Annotated in this window: 17 protein-coding genes; 2 read left to right on the top strand and 15 right to left on the bottom strand. The window is 67.4% G+C overall.

Annotated features, from left to right (window positions below):
* Window positions 1-18: 18 nt before the first annotated feature.
* From VKG81_RS16065 to VKG81_RS16005, 13 genes are all read right to left on the bottom strand, one after another.
* The gene (locus VKG81_RS16065) at window positions 19-921 is read right to left on the bottom strand and encodes an SMP-30/gluconolactonase/LRE family protein (RefSeq protein ID WP_324397557.1); all 903 of its coding nucleotides are present in this window, start codon (window positions 919-921) and stop codon (window positions 19-21) included.
* A gap of 29 nt (window positions 922-950) precedes the next feature.
* Window positions 951-3,314, bottom strand: a complete 2,364-nt coding sequence (locus VKG81_RS16060; RefSeq protein WP_324397556.1) for a CoA transferase — start codon at window positions 3,312-3,314, stop codon at window positions 951-953.
* Between the two features lie 143 nt (window positions 3,315-3,457).
* Window positions 3,458-3,676 carry a hypothetical protein gene (locus VKG81_RS16055; protein ID WP_324397555.1) on the bottom strand — a complete coding sequence of 73 codons (219 nt, stop codon included), beginning with the start codon at window positions 3,674-3,676 and terminating at the stop codon, window positions 3,458-3,460.
* A gap of 4 nt (window positions 3,677-3,680) precedes the next feature.
* Window positions 3,681-4,841 carry an amidohydrolase family protein gene (locus tag VKG81_RS16050; protein ID WP_324397554.1) on the bottom strand — a complete coding sequence of 387 codons (1,161 nt, stop codon included), beginning with the start codon at window positions 4,839-4,841 and terminating at the stop codon, window positions 3,681-3,683.
* Window positions 4,842-4,854: 13 nt separating this feature from the next.
* A complete protein-coding gene (locus VKG81_RS16045; protein ID WP_324397553.1) occupies window positions 4,855-5,757 on the bottom strand; it encodes an SDR family NAD(P)-dependent oxidoreductase in 903 nt (300 codons plus the stop codon).
* Window positions 5,754-6,749, bottom strand: coding sequence for an amidohydrolase family protein (locus VKG81_RS16040; RefSeq protein ID WP_324397552.1), 996 nt, complete (start codon window positions 6,747-6,749; stop codon window positions 5,754-5,756). The genes VKG81_RS16045 and VKG81_RS16040 overlap by 4 nt, the downstream gene beginning before the upstream one ends.
* Complete coding sequence (locus VKG81_RS16035) at window positions 6,742-7,614, bottom strand: SDR family NAD(P)-dependent oxidoreductase (RefSeq protein ID WP_324397551.1); 873 nt, start codon at window positions 7,612-7,614, stop codon at window positions 6,742-6,744. Before VKG81_RS16035 ends, VKG81_RS16040 begins: the two co-directional genes overlap by 8 nt.
* Entirely contained in the window at window positions 7,611-9,098 is a 1,488-nt protein-coding gene (locus VKG81_RS16030; RefSeq protein ID WP_324397550.1) for a class I adenylate-forming enzyme family protein, read from the bottom strand. Before VKG81_RS16030 ends, VKG81_RS16035 begins: the two co-directional genes overlap by 4 nt.
* Window positions 9,088-9,522 (bottom strand): Zn-ribbon domain-containing OB-fold protein, encoded by a 435-nt coding sequence (locus VKG81_RS16025; RefSeq protein ID WP_324397549.1) that lies wholly within the window; start codon window positions 9,520-9,522, stop codon window positions 9,088-9,090. Before VKG81_RS16025 ends, VKG81_RS16030 begins: the two co-directional genes overlap by 11 nt.
* Complete coding sequence (locus tag VKG81_RS16020) at window positions 9,519-10,697, bottom strand: thiolase family protein (protein WP_324397548.1); 1,179 nt, start codon at window positions 10,695-10,697, stop codon at window positions 9,519-9,521. The genes VKG81_RS16025 and VKG81_RS16020 overlap by 4 nt, the downstream gene beginning before the upstream one ends.
* Window positions 10,694-13,063 (bottom strand): CoA transferase, encoded by a 2,370-nt coding sequence (locus VKG81_RS16015; protein WP_324397547.1) that lies wholly within the window; start codon window positions 13,061-13,063, stop codon window positions 10,694-10,696. Before VKG81_RS16015 ends, VKG81_RS16020 begins: the two co-directional genes overlap by 4 nt.
* An 11-nt stretch (window positions 13,064-13,074) precedes the next feature.
* Window positions 13,075-14,298, bottom strand: a complete 1,224-nt coding sequence (locus tag VKG81_RS16010; protein ID WP_324397546.1) for a Rieske 2Fe-2S domain-containing protein — start codon at window positions 14,296-14,298, stop codon at window positions 13,075-13,077.
* Window positions 14,299-14,401: 103 nt separating this feature from the next.
* Window positions 14,402-15,205 (bottom strand): IclR family transcriptional regulator, encoded by an 804-nt coding sequence (locus VKG81_RS16005; RefSeq protein ID WP_324397545.1) that lies wholly within the window; start codon window positions 15,203-15,205, stop codon window positions 14,402-14,404.
* A gap of 194 nt (window positions 15,206-15,399) precedes the next feature.
* Between VKG81_RS16005 and VKG81_RS16000 the strand changes: the two genes are divergently transcribed.
* Both VKG81_RS16000 and VKG81_RS15995 read left to right on the top strand, forming a co-directional pair.
* Window positions 15,400-16,038, top strand: coding sequence for a TetR/AcrR family transcriptional regulator (locus tag VKG81_RS16000; RefSeq protein WP_324397544.1), 639 nt, complete (start codon window positions 15,400-15,402; stop codon window positions 16,036-16,038).
* Window positions 16,039-16,152: 114 nt separating this feature from the next.
* Window positions 16,153-17,601, top strand: coding sequence for an FAD-dependent oxidoreductase (locus VKG81_RS15995; protein WP_324397569.1), 1,449 nt, complete (start codon window positions 16,153-16,155; stop codon window positions 17,599-17,601).
* A 33-nt stretch (window positions 17,602-17,634) separates the two neighbouring features.
* Here VKG81_RS15995 and VKG81_RS15990 read toward each other — a convergent pair whose 3' ends face one another.
* Window positions 17,635-18,240, bottom strand: coding sequence for a PaaI family thioesterase (locus VKG81_RS15990; RefSeq protein WP_324397543.1), 606 nt, complete (start codon window positions 18,238-18,240; stop codon window positions 17,635-17,637).
* 3 nt (window positions 18,241-18,243) lie between these two features.
* On the bottom strand, window positions 18,244-18,987 hold a 744-nt coding region (locus VKG81_RS15985; protein ID WP_324397542.1), incomplete at its 5' end, for an SDR family oxidoreductase.

Here is an 18,987-nt window from a genome sequence, read left to right as displayed (position 1 = left end):
CTTCACAGCCGTTCGGATCTAGGGCCGGGCCGAGCCGCCGGTGACGGGCACCCGCGCGGTCCAGATCGAGCCCTGGCCTTCGCGCCGCGACTTCTCGGCATCCATGACTTCAAAGCCGCAGCAGATGTAGAGCGTGCGGCGGTCCGCACCGCCGAGGCCGCAGGCGGTGGAGACGCCGCACTCGGCGGCCGGTGGGCTGACCTCGGCGACGATCTCCCCGCCCTCGGCGACGCGAACCACACGTCCGGCGGCGGTGAGCGCCGTCCAGACCGCACCCTGCTCGTCGAGGCAGAGCCCGTCGGGATAGTCCCCCTGCATCTCCGCGAAGGTCCGCTTCCCGGTGAGCTTGCCGTGCGGCCCGATGTCGAAGGCGGTGATCTTGTCGGCGAATGTCTCCGCGGTGACCAGGGCGGCGCCGTCGGCGGAGATCGCGATGCCGTTGGCGCCCATCAGCGGGCCCGCCTCGTCGGCGATCCGCGCCGTGCCGTCGGGCTCGACGACGAGGATCGGTGATTCCTTGGGGCTTTCACCGGCGAACAGGTTGCAGCCCAGTTGGGTGACGTAGGCGCGACCGGCCGCGTCGATGACCATGTCGTTGATCGGGCCGATGGCCAATTCCCTTAGGTCCGCGTACACGCTCGTCGCCGATCCGTCGTAGGCCAACACGACCCGTTCGAACATGGAGTTGACGAGCAGCCTCCCGTCGGGCAGGAAACCGGTGCCGACAGTGACGATTGGCTGGCCTTCGAGCCCCTGCCTGCCGGACAGGTCGAGCAGCGTCTGGGTGCGCCCGTCGTCGTCGACCGCGACGATGCGGCCGTTGTACATGTCGGAGAAGTGGAACAGACCGTCATGCCAACGCGGACATTCGGTCCAGCTGAAGCCGGTGGCTAGCCTGCCGGCCGCGAATGAAGTGCTCATCGTGGTGATCTCCTTCGATCAGGTAGTGACTACAGACCGGCCGGCCGGCAGCCGATGAGGCCGTCGTTGGCGAGTTGCTCGACGTATGCGCGGGACAAGCCCAGTTCCTTCTCCAAAACCTCGATGTTGTGCTGGCCCACCGTCGGCGGCGCCTGGTGTGACCACCTGCCGATCCGCCCGTATCGGAACGGCAGCACCGGAAGCGGTATCAGTCCGTGCACGGGGTGGTCGATGTCCTCGAAGTAGCCCCGAGCGGCGATCTGGGGATGCTCGTGGACGAATCGCTGGTCGACAACGTGGGCGGCCGGCACGCCGAGCGCGACCAACTGCTCGGCGGTTGCGGCGACGTCGCGGTCCGCCGCCCATGCGCTCAAGTCGGCGTCGAGCCGGTATCGGCGCTGCCAGCGACCGGCGGGTGTCGCCAGGGCCGGGTCATCCCAACCCGGTATGCCGGTGTAGGCGACAAGCGCCCGCCACTGGTCGTCGGTGACCACCGACACCGCCAGCCATTGCTCGGTGCCGCTGCCGGCGTAAACCCCTTGGGGGGCATGGTCCCTGAGGTGGTTGCCGTCGCGTTCGAGCAGCCTGCGATGGGCGGTCCACTCCCCCACCTGCTCGGCCGTCATGGTCAGCGCGGCCTCCACCAGTGGCGCTTCCACCAACATTCCTCGACCGGTCCGTTCCCGGTGCTGCAGCGCGGCCAGCAGTGCGAACGCCGCGTTCGATCCGCCCATCGGGTCGGCGGGGCCGCTCGGGTTCACCGGCGGCCCATCGGGATAGCCTGTCCGCCAGCACATTCCGGAGTATTGCTCGACGGTCTGAGCGTAGCCCACCATGTCGCGGTTGGGGCCGGACAGCCCGAACGCCGGCATGCGTAGCATCACGATCGCAGGGTTGAGGGCCTGCACACCCGGCCAGTCGAGTCCCGCATTGTCGAGCACCCGCGGCGCGTAGTTCTCCAGCACCACATCGGCGTCGGCGATCAAGTGTTCGATCAACTCCCGGCCCTGCGGGGTGGAGAAATCGAGTGTCACAGCCCGCTTGTTGTGGTTGGCGCCAAGGTAGATCCACCCGTATTCCCACCACAGTTCGTCGTGGGTGATGGTGCCGCCGAGCATCCGCGCGCCGTCGACGCGGCGGGTCGACTCGATCTTGATGACGTCCGCGCCGAGCGAACCCAGGATCGTGCCCACCAGTGAACCGACCCACCAGTTGCCGAAATCGATCACCCGCAGGCCGGCCAACGGCGGGCTCTCCACGAACTGACCCGGTGCGGTCGAGGCGGCCGGCGCGATCCGCGGCGTGAACCGGGCGTCGTCGCGCGGTTCGGGTACCGGCCGCGCGGACGCCGGCCGGACGCCGTCAAAGACAAACGGCACCGACGGCTGGCGAAACCGCCTGGAGGCGTCCTCGACGTAGAATCCGCGGGCGGTCACCTGCGGATCGTCGAGGATCGTCGCGGCGTTGTGCACGGGCGAACACGGAATCCGGAACAGGGCGGCGGATTCGACGATCTCGGCCACCGTACGTTGAATGGTCCACGCGTGCACCGCCGCCGAGAACTCGGCCGACCGGCGGTAGCGGCCCGCGTGGGTTTTTATGTCCTCGTCAGCGAGCCAGTCGGGCCGGTCGATGAGAACGAGGAAATCCTCGAGGTTTTGCGCCGAGGCGAGGTTGAACCCGACCCAGCCGTCCGAGGCCGGCTCGACCGACGGGACGAGCCGGCGGCGCAACACCGTCGGTTCGTGAGATGCACCGCTGATCGTCGCGGCGACGTCGGCGAACATCGTCGCGGCATACGTCGTCACCTCGAGAAGGGACACGTCGACCAACTCGCCACGCCCGTCCCGCACCATCCCCACGACCGCACCAAGACCGGCCGTAGCGGCGAAAGACCCGGCCACCCAGAGTGTTTCGGCCCCACCAGCCGCCAGTGGATACGACGTCGGCTCTCCCCGGCCGCTCAACGAGCCCGCCTCGGCCTGCACGATGAATTCCGTCCACGGGCGTGGCGACTCCGCGTAGGGCCCGGTCAGTCCCCAGGGCGTGATCGCAACGACGACAGCACGTTCGGCCAGCCGGTGGAGCAACCCGCGGTCGGGCAGGTCCGCGGTTTCCACGATGAGGACATCCGCTTCGGCGGCGAGCTCGACCCAGTCCCGCGTGGTGGCGGCTTTGCCCGCCGCGAGGAAGGCGAACAGCGGGGCGTCCGAGTCGCCACGCTGATCGTCCTCGCGCAGCGGGTGTCCGCCGGCCGGCTCGGCAAGCACCACGTCGGCGCCCACGTCCGCGAACAATTTGCCCGCATAGGCGCCGGCGATGGTTCTGGACACCTCCAGAACCCGAAGCCCGGCGAGCAAACCGGTGTCATTGACGGCGGGGTTCAAATGCACGGCCTTCACACTGTTGGCTGACGGCGCGGCCGCATACTCCACGGCCGCGACAGCAGACTACGGTTCATCGACGCCCCTCCCCGCGGGAGAGTCCACTGACTGGAACCCGCTGCGAGTTGCAACAGCTCGCTGCTGGGCCGGGTTCATCGGTCGGCCTCGACGTTGGCCCGAGTCGCGCGAAGCGCGGTCAATCGCCGTTGCAGCTGCGCAACCGCACCGGGGTCGGCTGCACCGCCGGCCTGCAGCGCGGTGAGTTCGGCCAGCGTCTCGGCTTCATCGGCGGCCAACCGCTCCGCGGCGAGTTCCCGCGTGAGCAGGTCGCGTTCGGTCCAGTCCGAGGCGTCGATGTCTTTTCCGGGCATGAGGTCAATCGCCCGGCTCGTCGTAGAAGTTGAACAGCTTGCGGGTGTTCAACTCGACGATCTGATGGACCTCGTCGTCGGGAATATCAGCGAACACCTTCTCGGCGTAGCGGCGGCTGTGCGGCCAATACGAGTCCGAATGCGGGTAATCGCATTCCCACGTCATGTTGGCGATGCCGATGTCGTAGCGCGCCTTCAGTCCGGCGACGTCGTCGATGAAGCATCCGTAAATGTGCTTGTGGAACAGGTCGGACGGCCGGACGTCTTTGACCACGTTCTGATACCAGCGGTGGCGCTCCCACGTGCCGTCGATGCGTTCCAGCAGGTACGGAACCCAGCCGACGCCGCCCTCCGACAGCGCCACCTTCAGCTTGGGGTGTCGGTGAAATACCGGCGAGAACAGCAGGTGTGCGGTGGCGGACATGGAGTTGGTGCCATACAGCGCGATCGTGACGGCGTAGGGCGCCTCCGGCGCAGTCACCGGCGGTGAGCCCGAGGACCCGAAGTGCATGCACAGCGGCATGTCGGTTTCCTCGGCGATGGAAAACACCTTCTCCCAGTGATCGGTGTAGATCGACGGCAGCCCCAGCGGCACAGTGTTCTCCGGGAAGGTGATGCCCTTGGCGCCGTTGGCCGCGCAGCGTTCGATCTCGGTGACACAAAGGTCGGGGTTCCACAACGGCAGGATGATCAGCGGGATGAACCGGTTCGGGGTGGTCGCACACCACTCGTTGATGACGAAGTCGTTGTAGGCCTGCACGCACGCCAGCGCGAGATCGAAATCCTCGCTCTCCTTGGTGAACAGCCCGCCGGCGAAGCGCGGGAACGACGGGAAGTTCGCGGCCGCGTGCACCCCGTCGAGGTCCATGTCGACCAGTCGTGCTTTGGGATCGTAGCAACCGGGGATCATGTCGGCGTAGCGTACCGGCTCGACACCAAACTCCTCGGGTTTCTTCCCGGCGACCGCGTTGAGGCCGATCGCCGGGAAACGCTTGCCTTCGTAGTACCAGACCTGGATCGGCAGCCCGCCGGACGGCGACGGTTCGTCGACGATACGCGGGCCTCGTTCGAGGTATTTATGTGACAGCCGGTCGGTCCACACGTGCGGATGCTCGATGAGGTGGTCGTCGACCGAGATGAGTTTCATCGACGGTTGCAGTGCCATCATTTGCCTTTCTTCACTGAGTGTTTCGTGATCCGGTCTGCAGGTACGGCGCCCGCAGCCGGCCCGGGTCGATCTCGCCGGGCTGCCAGCCGGGTAGCAGCGCGGCTCCGTCGAGGGTGCGCACCGGTCGCCCGAGCTCGACGAGCAGCGAGAGGTTGTAGGCGATCCGGCCGGTCAGTGTCTTCGGGTCGCCGGTGCACAGCGCCAGCGCCGCCTCGGCGATGGTCTCCTCGGGTTCCGAATTGTCCATGCGCACAGAGGAAACCGTGAGCGCGTTGTCCGTGGCCACCTGGAATTCGGGTGCCAGGGTGTTCACCGCGATGTTGTCCTGATAGAGGTCCATGGCCGCGCCGGTGGTGATGCGGTCGATGAATGCCTTGGTCCCGCCGTACAGTACGGCGCCGTTGGTCGGGTTGTCCGCGAACGGCGGCCCGAGCCGCGGGCCGGCCTGTGAAGAGGAGATGTTCAGGATCCAGCCGGCGCCGCGCTCGCGCATGCCCGGAACGGCCGCCGCGGCCAATTCCCACGCCGCCCAGACGTTCGTCTCGACCGCCTCGAAGAACACCTGCCTGCTCATGTCGGCGAACAGCACGTCGAAACGCCGCGACGCCGCGGCGTTGTTCACCACAATGTCGACCGGGGCGCCGAACTCGACGCGCGCCGCATCGATCACACCGCGCCGGTCACCTGCCACATCGGCCAGGTCGAACGGGATGGCCACGGCGTGACCGCCGTCGGCGGTGATCTGCGCGACGGTTTCCTCCAACGACCCGGCGAACTTGCCGTCGCCGGCCTTCATCGACCGCGACACCGCCGCGACGGCGATACCGTCGGCGGCCAGCCGCCGCGCGATCGCGCGGCCGATGCCGCGGCTGGCACCCGTCACCACCGCCACGTGGGTCAGCGCGGTGCTCACGACGCCATCCCCGTCAGGCGGCGGAAGTTGCGCGACGCCAAGTCCACGCGCTCCTCGTCGGTCAACGGCAGCGTCTTGAGCACGTCGAGTTCGCGGTCGAGGCGGTCGTGACTGGAGCTGGGGGTGGTTCCGCCGCGGGCACGCATCCACAGGTATTCGCTGATGATCCAGTTGCTGCCGAACAGCACCCGGTCGGTGCCGATGGCGCGCAGGTGCGCGACCAGATCGTCGGCGCTCACATGCCCATCCACCAGCTCGATGAGCCGCAGCGAAACGTCGGTGTGCACACCGGGAAAGGTCTGCGCCAGCTCGAGCACCTCCGCGTCGGCGCCCCGACCGAACCGCCGGTCGTGCCCGAGGTGGGCGAAGATCAGCTTGAGCTTCGGGAAGTCGTCGAGCACCTTGGCGTAGTGGCGGGGTCGGCCGGGCATGAACCCGGCCGCCTGGGTCAGGATCGGAATCCCCGCGCCTGCGCAGTAGTCGTACACCGGCCACATCCGGGGGTCGTCGCCCTCGGTGCCGTGGTTCATCGGCACATGCTTGACACCCAGCGCCCCCCGGCGGATCCCGTTGTCCACCTCGGCCAGCAGCGTCTGCTCGTCCATCAGCACCGGGTCCAGGCCCACGAAACAGCTCAACCGCGGACTCGCCGCCGCCTGCGCCAGCGCCCAGCTGTTGTTGTCGCGGATCCGCCGCACGATCCGCCGCCGCAGCTCCTCGGCTTCGCGCGCCCGTTCGACCGACTCGTCGGGCAGGATGTTCTGGCCTTGCCGCCAGTACACCCCCGACCAGGTGAACATCAGGATGTTCATGTGCGCGATGCCGGTGGCGTCCATGACCTTTTCGGCCTCGTCGGGGGTGCCGAAGAAGCCGGGTTTGTCGGGCAGCCCCATCGCCGCACTGAACCGCAGCAGATTGCTGTATAGGTCGCAGCTGTGGTCGGCGGTGCGCAGGATGTGGCAGTGGCAGTCGATGATCTCCAGCTCACTCATCACCGCCTCCGATTCCGCTGAGCGCCAGCGGTTTCAGCGCACCGACCGGGGGGCGCGCGGTGGTGTGGGTGATGCCGCCGTCGGAGATCACCGCGTGCCCGGTCATGTACGACGACAGATTCGAGGCCAAAAACAACGCGACACCCGCGGTCTCCTCGGCTAGCCCGAGCCGCTTGAGTGGGGTGGCCTCGGCGGCTCTGCGCAAAAATTCCGCCTGCTCCGGCCGGCGCGACGTGGGCGTCTCGCGACCCGTCCGGTCGATGTTGTGGGTGCCGGGAACCACACAGTTGACCCGGATGCCATACGGTGCCAGCTCCAGCGCGACCGACGTGGTCAAATGGATCACACCCGCGTTGGCTGCACCATAATGCGAGACCGACGGTGCGGCGGTGACACCGCTGGTCGAGCCGAAGTTGACGATCCGCCCGGCCATCCCGTCGCGGATCATCGCGACAGCCTCGGCCTGCATGCACAGCATGGCCGAGGTGAGGTTGAGCTCGATGGGGCCGTTCCATTCGTCGGCGCCGTAATCCAGGAACGATTTCGGCGTCGCGGCGCCGAGGCTGCCAACGCCGTTCACCGCCACGGTGATCGGGCCCAGCTCGCCGCGGGTTGCCTCAACCATCGCGTGCACGTCCTCGCCGCGCCGCACGTCGGCGTGCAGCCCGATGGCCCGCCGGCCCAGCCCCTCGATCTCCTTGACGGTCTCGGCGGTGAACTCGTTGGCGAGGTCGACCACCGCGACGTGGGCGCCTGCCTTGGCCAGGGCGATCGCGGTCGCCTTCGGGATGCCGCCGGCGCCGCCGGTGACCAGCGCCACCGCATCGGTTAGACCCAACAGCTCCGCGGCGTGATCTGTGGTCATGGAAGTGCCTTTCTCTCACCCGCGTCGGCGAGAAGTTCGCGGCGCAGCACCTTGCCGGTCGCCGTGTAGGGGAGCTCGGACCGGAACACCACCTCGTCGGGCGTGCGCGAGGAGCGCAACCGGGCTTTCACGCACGCGCGCAGGTCGTGCGGGTCGGGATCGGCGCCGGCCGCGGGGACGATCACCGCGACGATGCGTTCCCCCCACTCCTCGTCGGGGGCACCGAGAACCACGACCTGGTCGACGGCCGGATGTTCGATCAGCACGTCTTCGATCTCGGCTGGCGCGATGTTCTCGCCGCCGCGGATGATCGTGTCGTCGGAACGTCCGTCGAGGAACAGGTAGCCGTCGGCGTCGAGGCGTCCGCGGTCGCGGGTCGGGAACCAGCCGAACTCGTCGAGAACAGAACCGATGCCCTGGTACTCGCCGGACACCTGCGCGCCGCGCACCCAGATCTCCCCCGTCTCACCCGGCGCCAGCGGTTCGCCGTGCTCGCCGCGGATCTGGCATTGCACCCCGGGGACCATGCGCCCAACCGATCCCAGCCGGGTGATCGCCACCGCATCGCCGGCCAGCGCCGCGCGATGGTCCTCCGGCCCCAACACCGCGATGGTGGAACTGGTTTCGGTGAGTCCGTACGCGTTGACGAAATCGCTTCCGGGGAAGGCGTTCAGCGCGGCGCGCAGCACCGTCGACGGCATCCGGGCGCCGCCGTAGGCGATCGAGCGCAGCGCCGGCGCATCGGCGGTGGCGCCGTCGAGTTCGCCGACGATGCGCGCCAGCATGGTGGGAACCACCATCGCGTGGGTCACCCGGTCGTGTTGGACGAGCTGGAGCCACTCGCCGGGATGGAAGTCCGGCAGGTAGGTCATCCGCCGCCCGGCGTACAGGTTGCTCAGCACCGAACCGACGCCGGCGATGTGGTAGGGCGGGACGCTCACGAGCACGGCGTCCTCGGCATCGGCGGAGCCGAACTCCACCGTCTCCAGCACGTAGCTGAGCAGGTGAGAGTGCCGCAGCACCACGGCTTTTGGTTTCGACGTCGTGCCGCTGGTGAACAGCACCACGGCCGGAGCGCTGTCGTCCACCTGCGCGGGTGCCACCGGCTCGCTCGCCAACGCCAGGTCCAGCCACTCTTCCGAGGGCGCCGCCGCAGCCACCGCGGGCATGAATGCCTGGTCGGCCACCACATAAGGGCGGTCCAGCTCGGCGAGCAGCGCGCGCAGCTGCCCGGCCGACAGCCGATAGTTCAGCGGGGTCAACGGGATCCCCGCCCGGGTGGCCGCAAACATCAGGGCGGGTAGGACGGGCCCGTTCAGCCCGATGTAGGCGATGCTGCCCGCGCCCGACGCGCGCAGCACGCCCGCGCCGCCCGCCGCGGCGCGGTCGAGGTCGGCGAAACTGAGCCCCCCGGCACGCCGACCAAGGGCCACCCGGTCACCGTGGGCGCCCGCCGCCATGTCGAGGATCAGGTCAATTCCCATGGTTGCCCTCCGGTTCCGGCTCCACGTAGGGCAGGGTGATGGCGCCCATGTCGTGGAACACGACGCGCACCCGAAGCCCCACCCGCACCTCCTCGACCCGGCAGCCGATCAGGTTGGTCAGCAGCGTGAACCCGTCGTCGAATGCGACGATCACGACCGCGTAGGGAATCGTGAATTCCGGTGTCTGCGGGCGCCAGACGACGGTGTGGCTGTACACCCGGCCCCGACCGTCGCTGACCTGCCAGATGAGGTCGTCGGCCCCGCATGCGCGGCAGGCCCAGGCGGGGTCGAACTCCGTGTGCCCGCACGCCTGGCAGCGCTGGTAGCGCAGTTCTTTGGCGGCGCAGCCGTCCCAAAACGGCTGAGACACCGGCGTTGGCTCCGGCAGCGGGATGCCGGGGCGCTGTGGCTGCAGGACCGTCATGGGCGCTCACTTCCCAGCAGCACGACATCGGTGAAGAGCGCTCCCGCGCCCCCGTTGCTGCACAGCGCCACCTGCGCGTCGGGGATCTGGCGGCTGCGGCATTGCTTCTGCAGCTGGTGCACCCCGCGCGCGACCCGCTGGGTCAGCTGCACGACGCCGCCGCCATGGCTGTAGGACATCAACCCGCCGTCCGTCGTGATCGGGAATCGGCCGTCGGGTCCGATCCGGCCGTCCATGACGAAGTCGCCCCCTTCGCCCTCGGTGCAGAATTCGAATGCTTCGAATTGCCGGATGATTTCAAACGAGAACGGGTCATACAGCTCGCAGACGTCCACGTCGGCCGGCCGCAGTCCCGCCGCGGCGAACGCATTGCGGGCGGCGCGACGCCCAACGTAGCCGTTGGGGATGTCGCTGCCGCGCCCGGCGAGGTCCCAGCGCGGCGCGTGCCGGTAGGCGGGCCCCAGGCAGTCCAGGCCCCCGCCGAGGATGTACACCCCGCTGCCGGGGAGATCCGCGGCCCGGGCGGCGGTGGTGATCAGCAGCCCGCAACCGCCTTCCGAGGTCATCGCACAGTCCAGCAGACGGAACGGCTCGGCGATCATCCGCGACGACAACACATCCGCCGGAGTGAACGGGCCGCGGCCGTAGTAGACCGCCTCGAGGTTGACATGCCCGTTATTGCGGATGGTGGCGGCCACCTCCGCCATCTGCAGGGCCATCTGCTCTTCGGAGGTGCCGTAGCGATGCATGTGGCGCCGCGCGATCAGCGCGAATTCCGCCGCGGTGTACAGACCGAACGGGACCACGAACTCGTTGGCCGGCCGGGTCCACGGCGCGGTGGCGTTGCGCTGCGTGTACACTCCCGCCTCACCGTCGGCCAGCAGCACGGTGTGCGCGAGCCCGGTCGCAACCAGGCTGGCGGCCTGCAGGACTCCGGCGATGCCGCCCTTGGAGTTGGAGTTCCAGACCGGCCCGATGCCCAGTGCGTAGATCAGTTCGGCGGCGTGCTTGCTGAACACGGCGTCGACCTCGGTGGCCGCGACGCCGGCCTCGGCGAGCACGCCGCGGGCGGCCGCCAGCGTGATCGAGAACGCGGTGTGGCCTTTAAGCACCCGCGCTTGCCGGGTGTTGTATGCGGCGACGATGACGACGTCACGAAAAGGATGCTGGCTCACAGGTTTTGCGGCCTTTCGCCGACGACGCCGCGACGCCGCAGCTCGGCGATGCGGTCCGGGGTGAACCCCGCGACGCCTAGGAGCACCTCGTCGTTGTGTTGTCCGAGCATGGGTGCCGGCCGCGTGAACCACGGCCGGCGCAGGCCGGTGAGCCGAAACGGCAGACCCGGAAGCCGGTGGGTGCCGACGATCGGGTGATCGATCGCCTCGGCGAAACCTCTTGCGGCGAACTGCGGATTGTCTAACGCCTGCGCCGGTGGCACCACGTGTGCTGCCGGGATGCCCCGGGCGACAAGCGCTTCGGCGAGTCCCGCCGCGTCACGGTCGGCGCAAAAGGCCGCCAGCCGCCCGTCGATCACGTCGTGCGCGCGTCGCCTGCCCGCCGCGTCGGCCAGCTCGCGCGCCCGCGCCCAGTCGGGGTCAGACAGCGCCGCGCGCAGGGCCTGCCAGTGCTCATCGGTGGCGACGGCCAGCGCGAGCCACGCGTCGTCGCCCGGGCCGGCGCACCGATACAGGTTCTGCGGCGCGGCGACGGGCCCACGATTTCCCGCCCGAACCAGTTCGGCGCCGTAAGCGCCGTATTCGATGACCACCTCGGCGGAGATGTTCAGCGCGGTCTCGACCATAGGCACTTCGACGAACACGCCGCGGCCGAGCTCGTCGGTTCTCTCCAGTGCGGCCAGGGTGGCCACGACTGCGTGCAACCCGGCGACCGGATCACACGGTCCCTTCAGCACCATCGGTGCCGCATCGGGGTAGCCGGTCATCCAGGCCAGACCGGTTGCCTGTTCCATCGTCTGCGCGAATCCGGTGCGATCGCGCCAGGGACCATCGAGGCCGAACGCCGGCATCCGCACCAGCGTCAGCCTGCTGTTGACGCCCTGCAGCAGCTCCCAGGTGAGGCCGAAGTTGTCCAACACCCGCGGCGAATAGTTTTCGATCAGCACATCGGCCTGGGTGAGCAGCGCCAGCAGGGCCTCGCGCCCGTCGGGCCCCGACAGGTCGAGGGTGATGCCACGCTTTCCGGCGTTGGTGCCCTGAAACACCGCGCCCCATTCCCACCAGCCGTCCACGGTGGGCGGGCGGGTGGACGTGAACCGCATCCCGTCGGGACGCTGGGTGGATTCCACCTTGATGACGTCGGCGCCGAACGCGGCGAGCACCTGGGTGCCCGCGGGGCCGGCCCAGAATCCGGTCAGGTCCACCACCCGCAGGCCGGCCAGGGGCTCGGCGTCGGTTAGGTCCCCGGCCTGCGCCTGATGGGGACTCCACCGCACGCGGCCGGTGTCGGCACCCAACCGTGGCGCTCGCCGGGGGCCCTCGCCCGCGTCGCCGTCGACGAGGTAGGGCCGGCGCGGCTGGGAGAATCCTGACGGGTTGTCGACGAACACGCCACGCGCCACGAACTGCTGGTTGGCGGTGACCGTGCCCGGCGTGCCCAGCGGCGACACCGGGATGCGCAGCGCGCTGGCGATGTCTTCGATCGCCGCGGTGGGCAGCGTCGTGGTCCACTCTTCGATGATCTTCTGGAACTCGCTGTATCGGCCCTGGCGCAGCTTGGGATCGATGATCGTCTGGTCATCGAGCAGATCGGCTCGATCGATCATCAGCAGGAAGTCGCGGAACATCTGACCGGTGATGGTGCAGAAACCGACCCACCCGTCGGCGCTGCGCTCGACAGACGGAATCTCCACGGTGCGCCCGGTCGGCGGTTTTCCAGACAGGCTGGCGGTCAGCGGGGCGTACAGCGACATCGCCACGCACAGGCACTCGAGCATGGACATGTCGATATGCCGGCCGCGCCGGCCGTGACGCCGGGCCGCTGTGCGCAACACCAGCGCCGCGGCCCCCGCATAGCTCCCTGCGATCCACTCGCCGAGCTGGCCACCGGCGTGCACGGGCGCGCGGTCGGGAAACCCGCGGCCCCCGGTCGACCCGGCCAGGGCCTGCAGGGTGAACTCGGTCCACGGACGCTCCCGCCAGGGTCCGGACCGGCCGAACGGGGAGATCGACAAAACGTCGAGCAGGGGGAAATCGGACCGGATCACTTCGAGTTCGGCATCGCTGACGCCCGCCTCAACGAGCAGGTCGGCACGCGAAAGCAATTGCCGCACATAGGAGTCCGACGGGCCGCCGATGACCGATCGTTTCCCGGCGTTGAGGTAGCAGAACATCGCACCGTCCGTGTCGTGCAGGTCGGCGCCCGATGCGCTCCACCGCCGGTACTCGTCCCCCTGCCCCGTCTCGACCTTGACCACATCGGCGCCGGCGTCGGCGAGCAGCTTGGTGGCATACGGCCCGGCGATGCCCGTCGTGAAGTCGAGCACCCGGAAATCCCGCACGAGGTAGGGGTGGCGCGGCGGCACGATGGCTCCCACTATTTCGGAGCGGCAACGGCGTTGGACGGCTCAGCGGAGCCGGCCGGGCTGGGCCGCTGCGCGGCGGGATTGACCGGAATCCCGCCTTGGCGCTCGAGGTTTTCAGCGACTTCTTGTCGCCAGTATTGGTTCGGGCGCTCGGTGTCGAGTTCGAATTCGAAACGGTCGGTCATCTCCGGCGTGACATCCTCAACATCGACGTAGAACTGCTCATACCACCGGCGCAGCTGGTAGACGGGGCCGTCTTCTTCGGTCAGCAGCGGGTTGTCGATGCGGGCCTTGTGCTTCCAGATCTCGACATCTTGTAGGAAGCCGATCTCCACACCCTTGGCCGTGCCGCGGCCGATCTTTTGGGAAAGCTCCGGCGAGTGACCTGGTTGCTTCTTGACGATGACTCCCCACTGCAAGACGAAACTCGTTGGGTTGACTGGGTAGTGGCAGTTGATCAGCACCGACTCGCTGTTGGCCCTCCCGTGCGAGCCGTGCAGCCAGTTGATCATGTAGGCCGGCCCGTAATAGGTGGCCTCCGAGCGGTTCATCGGCTGCTCTGCGCCGGCGGCCTCGGTGTAGTTGGATCCCAAAACGATGTCACCGCGGCCCGTCGACTTCATATATTGGCTGGCCAAATGACCCTCGAAGATGTTCTTGAAGTACGTCGGAAACGAGTAGTGCACGTAGAAAAAATGCGCCATATCGACGATGTTGTCGATGATTTCGCGGCAGTTCGCGCCTTCGATCAGGACCGAGTTCCAGGTCCAATCCGTCCATTCGTCGCTGAATACGGCGTCGATCCGCGGAATGGTCACCCCGGGCGGCGGCGGATTGCCCTGGGGATCGTGATAGACGAACAGCTGTTTGTTCTCCTCCAGCACCGGCCACGCCTTGGTCCTGGCCAGCCGCGGTACGCGCCGGGCGTAGGGAATCTGCACGCAGCGTCCCGAACCCGACCAGCGCCAGTCGTGAAACGGGCAGGCCACCTCATCGCCCTTGATCGTGCCCGTCGCGAGGTCGCCGCCCATGTGCCTGCAGTACGCGTCGAGCACGTGCAGCGTCCCTGCGCTGTCGGCGAAGACCGCGAGCTTCGTCCCGAACGCGTGCACCGCGTGCGGCTCACCGTCGCGGAAGGCATCGCCAAGCCCCAGACAGTGCCAACCCCGTGCGTACCGGTCCGGCGGGGCTTGCGCCTCGATCGAGCGGACAGCCGCCGAGTCCACTGACGCCATCACTCCTCCGCAGTTCGTAGTCGAACACATTGGTGGGCGGGCTGGTGCCGGCTCACAGTCATCCTGGTCAGCGTCCTCGGGGCGCAACAGACGCGCTTTCCGCTCATCGGAAGCCGACCGCGGCGGCGGGACACACCGAGCGGTTGCGCATCCGGGGCATTCCCGAGACGGCGTACCAGACGTCGGCGGCCCCGGTGCGTACGGCGGCGACCAGGGCATCGGTGCGAACGGATTTCGTCGGACCACACAATGACAAGGCGACAGGGCCCCGATCGTCGTGGACATCGACAGCCGCTGCGACGACGGTGATCCCCAGCGCGCAGCCCTGCGCATCCACCGCCACACCGCCGCGGTCGCGGACCCGCTGCAGTTCACGCTCCAGGTGTGCGCGCGAGCGAACGCTGTAGCAGGTCGGCGGTGCCTGGAAGGTCAGCTCCGGCCAATCCTCGGGCGCTATCGCGCCCAGCAGCGCAAGGCCGGGGGCGGTCAACTCAGCCCGCTGACGCCCGCCGACGCCCCACGACGGATCTGTCTTGGGCCACAGGCCGACGCGTTCCAGATGGAGGATCTCCGAACCCACCAGAGTGCTCAGGTACGCCGTACAGCCTGTCTGCCGATGCAGCCTGGTCATTACCGGCAGCGCCGCTTCGTGCACACCGCGCTGGCGGACCACCTGCGACCCCAACTCGAACATCCGTATCCCGAGCGCGTACTCGAAGCCGCAGCGCTCGACCCAGCCCAGTCCCACCAGGCGTTGCAGGATGCGATGGGTCGATGACGGCGGCAGATTCGATCGTCGCGCCACCTCGGCGAGGGTGAGAGGTCGCTGACCGACGAAGGCGTCCAACACCGTCGAGACGCGGTCGATCATCGCGGCGGGCGCCTCTTGGATCTGCGTCGTTGCCATGTATACCTCCGACTCCCAGCCTTGTCATAGTCTGACTGTGTGGCATAATCTGACACGTGAGTCTAAGCACATTATTGCCGCTGTGTAAAGCAGCTCACATGGGGTCAGCACAGAAGCCCGTACCGAACTGGCCCACTCGCGTATCGCCGTAGGCGGGTTAGTGTTGAGTAGAGCTAAGGAAGCAAGGGGACCCAGTGACCAGATTGGCCAGGCGGTCATTGACCGAGCGACGCGCCGAGGAACTCAGGCTAGAGATTGCCATCACGGCACGAGATCTCTTCGTCGCTGACGGAGACACCTCAGCAACCGTCGAACGGATCTGCGAGATCGTCGGCATTGCTCCGCGCACCTTTCACCGGCACTTTCCGGTCAAAGAAGACGTCATCATGCCGCTCTTGGGCAGCTTTGGAGAAGTCAGCCTCGAAGTTCTAGAACAGTCCTCCCCCGACGCCGACCCGATTGACACGCTGGTCCATGCATTCACCACCGAAGTCGCCGAACGTCACGTCGAGGAATTCGACCGCAAGTTCATGACGCTCATCGTCAAAGACGCCCAGTACCGTCTGCGCTGGCTGGACTGGGGTGAAAAACTCTGCGAACCGGTCACCGAGTTCCTCGCCCGTCATTTCGATCTGGGTGAGGACCCGTTCCTGCGTGCCCTGCCCGCTCGCCTGATCATCGAGACCGGACGCCAGGTGTACATCCGGTGGGTGGAGTCCGGGGACTTCGCCGAGCTGGGAGCGTCACACCGGGCGGGGATGCGGATGATCTTGGCCAGCCTGCGACGACGCGAATACGCGGTCCAGCGCCCCTCGGCGAAGAAAAGCGGGTAGCAACATCTCCAGCCGGTCTCCCAACAGGTAGAACCTGGCGTTGTGCAAGACACGACGGCGTCGTAGCGTCCCGGCGTGTCCCACACACCCGACGCCGTCACCCATTCGTTCGACGTGCACCCCATGAGAGCTAGCGACGTCACACGCTGGGCCAGGCAAGCGGATGTCGTTGTCGCGGGCTACGGCATCGCCGGCGTCTGTGCCGCTATCGAAGCGGCCCGCGCCGGCGCCGACGTGCTCATTCTTGAACGCACCGGAGGCTGGGGCGGCGCCGCGGCCTTATCAGGCGGATTCATCTACCTCGGCGGCGGCACGCCGCTGCAGACCGCTCTGGGCTTCCACGACTCGCCCGACAACATGGAGGCGTTTCTGCTAGCAGCGGTGGGCCCCGGCGCCGACCGCGCAAAGATCGGCCACTACTGCCGCGGCAGCGTCGAACATTACAACTGGCTCGTCGATTGCGGGGTCCCGTTCAGGGCGGCGTTTTGGGCCGAACCCGGCTGGGAGCCGCCGCACGACGAGGGCCTGATGTACTCCGGCGGGGAGAACGCGGCGCCATTTAACACGATTGCCAACCCGGCCCCCCGCGGGCATCTGCCGCAGATGGCCAACAAACGCACCGGGGAGAAGGGCGCCGGTTACATGCTGATGAAGCCGCTCGCCGACATCGCCGAAAAGCTAAGTGCCCAAGTCGAATACGATATCCGGCTGCGGCGACTGATCATCGACGACGACGGACGAGTGGTCGGCATCATCGCAACGCAATACGGTGAGGAACTCGCGATACGCGCCGAGCGCGGCGTGGTGCTGGCCACCGGCAGCTTCGCGTACAACGACAGCATGGTCCAGGCGTATGCCCCGCGCTTGATCGGGCGGCCCGCGGCTGCCATCGAGGAGCACGACGGCATCGGCATCCGCGTCGCCCAGGCGCTCGGCGCCGACATCGCCCACATGGATGCCACCGAGGTCGCGTTCTTGGCCGATCCACGGATGGTGGTCCGCGGCATTCTGGTCAACGGCCGCGGGCAGCGTTTCGTCCCCGAGGACACCTATCCGGGCCGGATCGGACAGGCCACGCTCATTCAGCAGGACAACGAGGCCTACCTGATCATCGACGAAGAGTCGCTGGAGCAGGCGTTGGCCAGCGAGACCGGCATGCCGGGTGCCCGGCCCCCGACATGGGTGGCAGAATCCGTCGAAGAACTCGAGGCTGAGATCGGGCTGCCGCCAGGCGCGCTGCAAGCGACAGTGGCCGTTTACAACCGGCATGCCATCCACGACTCGGATCCTCTACTCGGCAAGAAACCCGAATGGGTCAAGCCCATTGGGAGACCGCTGGCGGGCTACGACTTGCGCGGGTGCACGGCCGGTTTCACGCTGGGCGGGTTGAAAACAGATCTCGATTCCCGGGTGATGCACGTCTCGGGGAAGCCGATTCCTGGACTGTACGCAGCGGGCCGCTGCACGTCGGGCATCTGCACGGGCGGGTATGTCAGCGGAGCTTCACTGGGTGACGGCAGCTTCTATGGTCGCCGCGCCGGTATGGCGGCGGCCAAGGACTGAGGTTGTTCTCAGACTGGTTCCGATCGCACTCGGTCAGTCGGGTTCGCCGGGGATCGTGATGAACCGCGCGTCGGCCTCCGCTATCACGTCATCGCCGCCCCGAATCGATCCTGCTGCATGAACTTTCCGACCCTCGACCGCTTTGATGGTGCCGTGCAACTGAAGTTCGGTGCCAATGTTGACCGCTCGAAGAAACCGAACGTCGAGTTTGACGGTGAATGCCCGGATTTCCTGCGCCTGAACGAGCGTGCTCAACAGCGCATCCAGCATCGCCGCGACGAATCCGCCATGGAGTATCCCCGGCGGACCTTCGAACAGCGCGGTAGTCATCACAGTCGCTGTGGCCTCGGCTCCGGACACACTGATTCGCAGGGGTATGCCCATGGGGTTGTGCGTGAAGACTTCCCATGGTTCACCGCCACGTAACCGTGCGATGGCGCCGCGATCCAGGTGCTCTCGCCGTCCGGTGGTCCGCACCCGTGCAGCAAGCATTTTGCTCGCCCGGTTCACCAGCTGAGTCGCTTGATGCATCGTCGGCGCATCGACGTCGCTGATCGACGCGGCCACCATGAGTGCCCTGACGGCTGTCACCAGATCTCTTGAGGCCGAGAGCACCTCACGCATACCGGCGTCGCCCATCAGTCAAGCCCTGAACCGTTTAAGGTATGAGAGCAACCGATAAGCTGGGACAGCTTTCGGCCAATCGCGAGCGCGGAAATAGGCGTCCGATCCGCCATCGACGAAGATAACGCTTCCGCATAAGAAGTCCGCAGAATCTGAGAGCATGAAGCAGACCCAGTCGGCCAGCTGCCCTGCGTCGCCGTAGCCTCCGATGGGGATTGGGAATGATCGAACGGCCTTCGCCTCCTGCGGGTTCGACAGCTGCTCTTCCAGAAGAGGCGTCAAGATTGCTCCCGGAGCGAGAGCGTTCAGGCGGATACCCGAACCCGCCCACTGGGGCGTCACCGCGTTGAGCCGGACCCAGTGGCTCACGGCGATCTTGGACGCGGCATACATCAGCGCCGGAGCGATCCTGCCGAAGAAGCGCACAGAGCGCACCGCCTTCTGGGGGTCATGCGCAAGCAACGCACGCACGGTGCGCCGCGGAACCGCGGGTGTCGTGGTTGTGGAGTTGCTCGAAAACACGACGACCTTCGCTCTCGGAGTGGCGGCTAGAGCCGGCCGCCACGCGTCCAGCAGATCGACGACTCCGAAGTAATTGACCGCGGCGATCTGACGCGGGCGGTCGGGTTGCCGGGCCGGGCCGAGACCTGCTGCGAGGACGGCGCCGTCCAGTGCGGCATCCGAGGCCTTCAGAACGCGATCCGCCGCTTCCTTTCGCCCGTCCGGCGTCGACAAGTCGGCGACGATGTCGGCGGACTTGAT

The sequence above is a fragment of the Mycobacterium sp. genome (genome assembly GCF_035314905.1).
Lineage (GTDB): Bacteria > Actinomycetota > Actinomycetes > Mycobacteriales > Mycobacteriaceae > Mycobacterium.
Note: the sequence above shows the minus strand (reverse complement) of the source record. Positions and strands in the feature narration are given on the sequence as shown.